The sequence below is a fragment of the Buttiauxella sp. genome, assembly GCF_035271705.1.
In the GTDB taxonomy this organism is placed as follows: domain Bacteria; phylum Pseudomonadota; class Gammaproteobacteria; order Enterobacterales; family Enterobacteriaceae; genus Buttiauxella.
This window is the reverse complement of record NZ_DATERI010000168.1, coordinates 19,790-27,354: the sequence shown is the minus strand read 5'-3', so window position 1 is coordinate 27,354 and position 7,565 is coordinate 19,790. Positions and strand designations below refer to the sequence as shown.

The following is a 7,565-nucleotide window of genomic DNA, read 5'->3' as shown; positions in this document are numbered from 1 at the left end:
GGGCGAGTGGTTAAAACCCGTGTTTGCCTCACTTGATGAGAAAACGCTGCAACAACTTAACGCCAGCATTGCAGTGGAAGGCTTGGATGCTAAAAAAGTGGCCGCTGATTACCTGAAGCAAAAAGGCTTCGTGAAGTAGGTCGCCTTCTTGTGGTGGATGTCGCTTACGCTAATCCCCCCTACGAAAGCTGTTTCTAACAGGATGTCTGTTTGTTCAAAATTCATAATCGTGTCCTGCTGCTACTGGTGACTTTGCTGGTGGTGGCGGGCGCGGGATTACCCTTTGTCAACTTCGCACCCAATCGCCTGGTCTCTGGAGAGTCTGTTGCGCTTAGCCAACTCCCAGCACATGCCTGGCTGATTCTCTCTGTTCCGGTTTTCATTCTGGGGTGCCTGACGCTACTGCCATGTCGGCCACCCGCATTGGTGTCGACGTTGCTGGTGGGCGAGCTAACGTTTATCGCTATCTTGTTGGTCATGGGGCGCACGGCAACACAATTTGCCGAGCAGGGCAGTGCACTGGCGCGTACGTCGCCAGGGAGCGGGCTGTGGTTATCGTTAACGCTCTGCCTGTTACTGTGTGCCGATGCCATCAGCCGCCTGACGCCCAAAGCGCTCTGGCGTTTATTGCTGAATCTACAAATCTGGATTGTGCCGGTGGCGCTGTTGTGGAGCGGGTATTTTGACTCACTCTCGTTGCTAAAAGAGTATGCCAATCGTCAGGACGTGTTTGATGACTCACTGTCTCGTCATCTGGCTTTACTTTTGGGGACGTTATTGCCCGCGTTGGCGATTGGCGTGCCGTTGGGTGTGCTGTGTTATCACCGTCCAGGCTGGCAGTCCTCGGTATTTTCAGTGCTCAATGTGATTCAAACGGTGCCTTCGGTGGCATTGTTCGGTTTGTTAATCGCGCCGCTGTCGGGGCTGGTCAAACTCGCTCCATGGCTGGGTTCCATTGGTGTGAGCGGGATTGGCGCCACACCGGCGTTAATTGCGTTGGTGCTGTACGCGCTGTTGCCGTTGGTACGCGGTGTGGTGGCGGGGTTGCAGCAAGTTCCGCGCAATATTATTGAAAGTGCTGAAGGCATGGGCATGTCGCGTTGGCAGATTTTCTGGCAGGCCGAAGTGCCGCTGGCGCTGCCGGTTTTATTACGCAGCCTGCGGGTCGTCTGTGTGCAAACAATTGGCATGACAGTCATCGCCGCCCTGATTGGTGCCGGTGGCTTCGGGGCGATTATCTTCCAGGGACTGCTCAGTAGCGCGCTGGATTTGGTGTTGCTGGGTGTTATCCCGGTTATCGCGCTGGCGGTCATGCTGGACGCATTTTTTAAACTGTTTATCTCATTACTTGAGGAAAAACAGCCATGATTGAATTTGAACAGGTCAGCAAGTCCTTCCAGGGTAAGGCGGCAGTCAGCGACTTGTCACTCCATATCAAGGAAGGGGAGTTTGCGGTGCTGATTGGCACCTCGGGTTGTGGAAAATCCACCACCCTGAAAATGATTAATCGCCTGATTGAGCATGATAGCGGGCGTATTCGTTTTGCAGGAGAAGAGATCCGCAATTTTGACGCCAAAGCCCTGCGTCGCCGCATGGGTTATGCGATTCAGTCTATCGGCCTGTTTCCCCACTGGAGTGTTGCCCAGAATATCGCGACCGTGCCGCAGTTGCTGAAATGGCCGAAAGCGCGAATCAATGCACGTATTGACGAATTACTGGATTTACTCGGCCTTGATACGACGCAATTTCGTGACCGCTATCCGCATCAACTTTCAGGAGGGCAGCAGCAACGTGTCGGTGTGGCACGTGCGCTGGCAGCTGATCCGGAAGTGTTGTTGATGGACGAGCCTTTTGGTGCGCTTGACCCGGTGACTCGTGGTGCGCTGCAACAAGAAATTATTCGTATCCATCAGTTACTTGGGCGCACCATTGTGCTGGTGACACATGACATAGATGAAGCGCTGAAGCTGGCTGACCGAATTGTGCTGATGGATAACGGGCAGGTGGTCCAGCAAGGTACGCCGCTGGAATTATTAACACGACCGGCAACAGATTTCGTGCGTGATTTCTTTGGCCGCAGCGAGCTTGGCGTGCGGCTGTTGTCACTCCGCCTGGTGGCCGATCGGGTGCGCATCGAGGAACGAATAGCAGGCGAGCCTATCAGCGAAACATTAAGCCTGCGCGAGGCATTGTCGTTGTTTGTCGATCGCCAGTGCCAGCAATTGCCCGTGGTGAACCAGCGTGGTGAACCTTCCGGTGTCTTGCATTTTAGTGATTTGATTCAGGGTGAAAAAATGCAGGGTGAAACAGTATGGGGTGAAAAAGTGGGGAGCGAAAATGCGCCTGCTTCGTGATCCGCTACTGTGGTTAATTGCGGTGTTTATTGCATTGTTAGTCGCGATGCCGCATAGCGGCCCTGTATTCAGCTGGCTTTTCCCTGAACAGGAAAGGCCGCTCTATCAGCAAGACAGTTTTGTGGCGCTGGCACTAAAACATTTCATGCTGGTGGGGATTTCCAGTCTGGTCGCCATTGTGGTGGGTATGGGGCTGGGTATCGCGGTGACCCGTCCGGCAGGGCTTGAGTTTCGTTCTCTGGTTGAAACGATAACCGCCGCAGGGCAGACTTTTCCGCCGGTCGCTGTGCTGGCGATTGCCGTTCCGGTGATGGGGTTTGGTCAACAACCCGCGATTATCGCTTTAGTGTTGTACGGCCTGCTGCCGATTTTACAGGGAACGTTAGCGGGAATGGGGGCGGTTCCAGAGGCGACAAAAGAGATTGCGTTGGGGGCTGGAATGAGCCGCTGGCAAATGCTGTGGAAAGTTGAATTACCCCTCGCAGCACCAGTGATTCTGGCGGGGATACGGACTTCGGTAATCATTAATATCGGTACCGCGGCGATTGCTTCGACCGTGGGGGCCAGCACCCTGGGCTCGCCGATAATCATCGGATTGAGCGGCTTTAACACCGCCTATGTGATTCAAGGGGCTTTACTGGTTGCGTTGGCGGCTGTGGTGATTGACCGCCTGTTTGAGCGCCTGTTACGTTACATCACGCGCCATGAAGGATGACGATATAGCCTACCAGCATTACGCCGCCTATCCCGCCGATAGCCATGACCAACATACCGCCCACCAGGGCAATTTTACTCAGTTTCATCTTCGCTCCATATATTCTTCCCGCCTGGCTGCAACTCGAATGCTAACGGGTGTAGATGGCTGATTATAAGATGAAGCAGGGATGTTAATGAACCATTAAGTTTGTCTTATGCGTGTTGAGTTGAGTGCCCATTACCCTTCAGCGGGAAGATAGGTAACCCTTCGCAGCGCCAGAGTTCCAGTTGGTCGAGCTGACTATGGGTCGGCAAATCGCCACACCAAACCAATAATGTTTGTTGGGCGAAAAGCTCAGGGCGCAACTGATGCAGCGGATGCGCTAACACATCCACGCGCCAACCCTGTTGTACTGCCACCCATGCCTCCATCCACAAACGGGTGGTGTCAGGTGTATCCCATCCTACTAGTAACGCATCTTTACCACTGCGTTTGCGCGCCGAGGCCAGACACACCGCAATGTAACTGATCAGTGCACCATCGAGCAGGCTGAGTAGGGTATTAAGTGTGACTTGCTGGCATTGCAGACGGCGGCGCAGTGGAGTGTAGAGCTGGTTAACGAGGGTTTCTGCTGGATAATCGCGGCCAATGTCGGCAATCCAGGCGCGTAATCGGTTTGGGCTGCCAGCTTGTAAATGCTCAAGCAACAGTTCCTGGCGTTCACGCCAGCCGCTTTCTTGATCCTGAAGCTCGTCACTCAATAAGGTTTTCACCTTGCTAACCTGAACACCGTTTTCAATCCAGTGTTTGATTTCACGGATACGTTCGATGTCGGCATCGTCAAACAATCGATGGCCGCCATCCGTACGCTGTGGCTTGAGCAACCCGTAACGCCGTTGCCAGGCACGCAACGTTACGGGATTGATGTCACAAAGCACAGCGACTTCACCAATAGTATAAAGCCCCATATTATCCCCACAGTCTATCCGGGATGCCCCCGTATAACTGTAGTCAGTTGCAAAGACTCTGTGTAATTTTTAGTTACATGGGGCAACTAATTTTATTAATCTTCGAAATACCAATAACCTTGGTTAACCAGTTCGGTTAAGACGTTAATAAATTCTGGATTCTGCAAGGCATCACCCAGTTCCGCCTGACCCAGTGTGGTGTAACGGCACAGTGCATCAGCGGCCTGTGGAACCGGCGTTTCCATCGCTTCGCTGTTGACAAAGAACACACCATCCACATTCAGTACGCGCAGCCCGCTTAACCGCGTCAGGCTTTCTCCACCGAGTAACGCATCGAGAATTTCATCTTGCTGATATGGCGGTTCTGCTGGCGCAACGTCCAATTCATGACGTGGAGTGGTGATGAAACGGCCAAACCATTGCTTGAAATCTTCCGGCTGGCTAATCACTTCCATCATCATGTCGCGCAGGCGAGTCAGCTCGTAGCCTTCAACTTTGCCTGGATGCTCACGGCAGGTTAAATCAGGATCGTTATAGTGCTCACCACCCAGATCGTTTTCCAGCGCGTAATCCGCAAAGCTGCTGATCAAATCGCGGCCATTTGGCCCACGGAAGCCCACGGAATAGTTGAGTGCGGTTTCATGAGTGAAGCCATCATGCGGGAAACCTGGCGGAATATACAGAATGTCGCCAGGTTCAAGGTCTTCATCAATGATGGGTTCAAACGGATCAACGTGCAGCAACGCGGGATGTGGACAGAACTGGCGCATTGGCAGTTTGTCACCCACACGCCAGCGGCGGCTACCCATGCCCTGGATAATAAACACATCATATTGATCGATATGTGGGCCAACGCCACCACCCGGTACTGAGAAGGAGATCATCAGATCATCCAGACGCCAGTCCGGTAACACACGGAACGGGCGCACCAGTTCAGCAGACGGCGCATGCCAGTGGTTCACCGCTTGCGCAAGCAAGGACCAGCCTGTTTCGCCCAAATCATCAAAATGTTCGAAAGGCCCGTTGGCAGCTTGCCATTGACCATTGGTATGACTGACTAACCGGCTATCCACCTCTGCTTCCATAGCAAGACCGGCTAATTCATCCGGCGTAATGGGATCGACAAAATTAGGAAACGCATTTTTCAAAATAACGGGCTTTTTCTGCCAGTATTTCGCCATAAACTCAGGCCAGTCTAAATTAAGTTGATAATCCATTTTTGATACCAGTGGGGGATAAACGGTCTCGATTATAGAGAACGTCGCCCGTTGACCGCCTTGTCATGCGTCAAGGCTTGCTCATACCGAATCAGAAAAAACAATACAGCCATGCTGCAAAAAGTGGGAGAATAGTGGCTGTTTATACAGTAAAAGTGGTTTTTATGGCCTTGTCCTCCGCGCAAAAAGCGCAAATCGCCGCCTGGTATAAGGCGCTACAGCAACAGATCCCGGACTTTATTCCGCGCCCACCGCAACGGCAAATGATTGCCGAAGTGGCGAAAACGCTCGCGGGTGATGAGGGGCGTCATCTGGCGATTGAGGCACCTACTGGTGTGGGGAAAACCCTTTCTTACCTGATCCCAGGGATCGCCATCGCGCGTGGTGAGCAGAAAACGTTAGTGGTCAGCACTGCCAACGTCGCCCTACAGGATCAGATATTTAGTAAAGATTTACCGCTGCTGCGCAAAATTATTCCCGATCTGAAATTTACCGCCGCCTTTGGGCGCGGGCGCTATGTGTGTCCACGAAACCTTGCAGCTCTTGCCTCGGATAATCTGGCTCAGGGTGATTTGCTGGCTTTTCTGGAAGATGAGATGGCGCCAACCAGCAAAGATGAACAGCAGCGCTGCACAAAACTGAAAACCGATCTCGACGGCTACAAATGGGACGGGCTGCGCGACCATACCTCGCAGTCAATTGATGACGATTTGTGGCGACGCATGAGCACCGATAAAGCCAGTTGCCTTGGCCGCAATTGCCACTGGTATCGAGAATGCCCGTTCTTTGTGGCGCGGCGTGAAATTGACGATGCCGAAGTGGTGGTGGCCAATCACGCGCTCGTCATGGCTGCCATGGAAAGTGATGCGGTTTTGCCAGATGCAAAAAACCTGCTGCTGATTTTAGACGAAGGTCACCATTTGCCGGATGTCGCCCGCGACGCGCTGGAAATGAGCGCTGAAATCACTCCAGGCTACAGCCGTTTGCAATTTGATCTGTTCACTAAACTGGTGGAAACCTGCATGGCGCAGTTCCGCCCGAAAAGCCCGCCACCGCTAACGGCACCAGAACGTTTGACCAACCATTGCGATGAAATCTACGAATTACTGAGTTCGTTTAACAGCATTGTGTCGTTGTGGTTACCGGGTGAACTGGAAGCTGAGCATCGTTTTGAAATGGGCGTTTTGCCCGATGAAATCATGGCAATGTGTAAGCGCCTGGCGAAGCTAATGGAAGGGCTGCGCAGCCTGGCGGAAGCGCTGCTTAACGATCTCAGTGAAAAAACCGGTACCCACGATATCGTGCGATTGCACCGCGCGTTGTTGCATATGAACCGCGCATTGGGGTATTTCGAAACCCAGAGCAAACTGTGGCGGCTCTCGGCAATGGAACAGGCATCGGGTGCCCCCGTCTCAAAATGGGTGTCGCGTGATATTCGTGAAGGGCAACCGCATCTGTTCTTCCACTGCGTGGGTATCCGCGTAAGTGATCAGCTCGAAAAACTGCTGTGGCGCAATGTGCCGCACGTGATCGTGACATCGGCCACGCTGCGTTCGCTGAATAAATTCGACCGCTTGAAAGAGATGAGCGGGCTTGACGAAAACGCGGGCGATCGTTTTATTGCGCTGGATTCACCGTTTAATCATGTCGAGCAGGGAAAGCTGGTTATCCCGCAGTTGACGGTTGAACCGACGATGGAAAACGAAGCGCAGCATCTGGCTGAAATGGCCGCGTTTTTCCGTGCTGAATTGGCAAAAGGCGAACATAAAGGCATGCTGGTGCTGTTTGCCAGTAACCGGGCGATGCAGGTATTCCTGACGCATGTCACTGATCTGCGTCTGACCCTGTTAGTGCAGGGCGACCAGCCACGTTATCGCCTCGTGGAAACGCACCGTAAACGCGTTGAACAAGGCGAAACCAGTGTGCTGGTTGGCTTACAATCTTTTGCTGAGGGCCTCGATTTAAAGGGCGATTTACTCAGCCAGGTGCATATCCACAAAATCGCATTTCCGCCCATTGACAGCCCTGTGGTGGTCACCGAAGGCGAGTGGTTAAAAACCCTGAAACGCTATCCTTTTGAAGTACAGAGTTTACCGAGCGCTTCATTTAATCTTATTCAACAAGTAGGGCGTTTAATTCGTAGCCACGGCTGTTATGGTGAGGTGGTCATTTATGACCGACGGTTGTTGACCAAAAATTATGGTCAGCGTTTACTGGGTGCATTGCCAGTATTTCCAATAAGCCAACCTGAAGCGCCAGCGGCTAAACTGATTGATACCACACCGAAAAAGACCACGGTGCGGCGCAAACGTACCAGTAAGAAATAGAA

The 7,565-nt window shown here is 52.7% G+C and carries 8 protein-coding genes; 5 read left to right on the top strand and 3 right to left on the bottom strand.

Going from position 1 to position 7,565, the window contains the following annotated elements:
- From VJY99_RS15510 to VJY99_RS15495, 4 genes are all read left to right on the top strand, one after another.
- Positions 1-139: glycine betaine ABC transporter substrate-binding protein (locus VJY99_RS15510; protein WP_324120024.1), on the top strand; the 139-nt coding region annotated here is incomplete at its 5' end.
- Between the two features lie 71 nt (positions 140-210).
- Positions 211-1,368, top strand: coding sequence for an ABC transporter permease (locus VJY99_RS15505; RefSeq protein ID WP_324120020.1), 1,158 nt, complete (start codon positions 211-213; stop codon positions 1,366-1,368).
- Positions 1,365-2,354, top strand: coding sequence for an ABC transporter ATP-binding protein (locus tag VJY99_RS15500; protein ID WP_324120018.1), 990 nt, complete (start codon positions 1,365-1,367; stop codon positions 2,352-2,354). Before VJY99_RS15505 ends, VJY99_RS15500 begins: the two co-directional genes overlap by 4 nt.
- Complete coding sequence (locus tag VJY99_RS15495; protein WP_324120016.1) at positions 2,338-3,069, top strand: ABC transporter permease; 732 nt, start codon at positions 2,338-2,340, stop codon at positions 3,067-3,069. The genes VJY99_RS15500 and VJY99_RS15495 overlap by 17 nt, the downstream gene beginning before the upstream one ends.
- Here the strand turns inward: VJY99_RS15495 and VJY99_RS15490 are convergent.
- The 3 genes from VJY99_RS15490 to VJY99_RS15480 form a co-directional block, all read right to left on the bottom strand.
- Positions 3,050-3,157: a membrane protein gene (locus VJY99_RS15490; RefSeq protein WP_034494204.1), complete on the bottom strand. Its 108-nt coding sequence runs from the start codon at positions 3,155-3,157 to the stop codon at positions 3,050-3,052. The two genes, VJY99_RS15495 and VJY99_RS15490, sit on opposite strands and share 20 nt — an antisense overlap.
- Before the next feature lie 106 nt (positions 3,158-3,263).
- Complete coding sequence (locus VJY99_RS15485; RefSeq protein WP_324120013.1) at positions 3,264-4,019, bottom strand: MerR family transcriptional regulator; 756 nt, start codon at positions 4,017-4,019, stop codon at positions 3,264-3,266.
- A gap of 95 nt (positions 4,020-4,114) precedes the next feature.
- Complete coding sequence (locus VJY99_RS15480) at positions 4,115-5,236, bottom strand: cupin domain-containing protein (protein ID WP_324120011.1); 1,122 nt, start codon at positions 5,234-5,236, stop codon at positions 4,115-4,117.
- A gap of 164 nt (positions 5,237-5,400) precedes the next feature.
- Between VJY99_RS15480 and dinG the strand changes: the two genes are divergently transcribed.
- A complete protein-coding gene (gene dinG / locus VJY99_RS15475) occupies positions 5,401-7,563 on the top strand; it encodes an ATP-dependent DNA helicase DinG (RefSeq protein WP_324120022.1) in 2,163 nt (720 codons plus the stop codon).
- Positions 7,564-7,565: the final 2 nt, after the last annotated feature.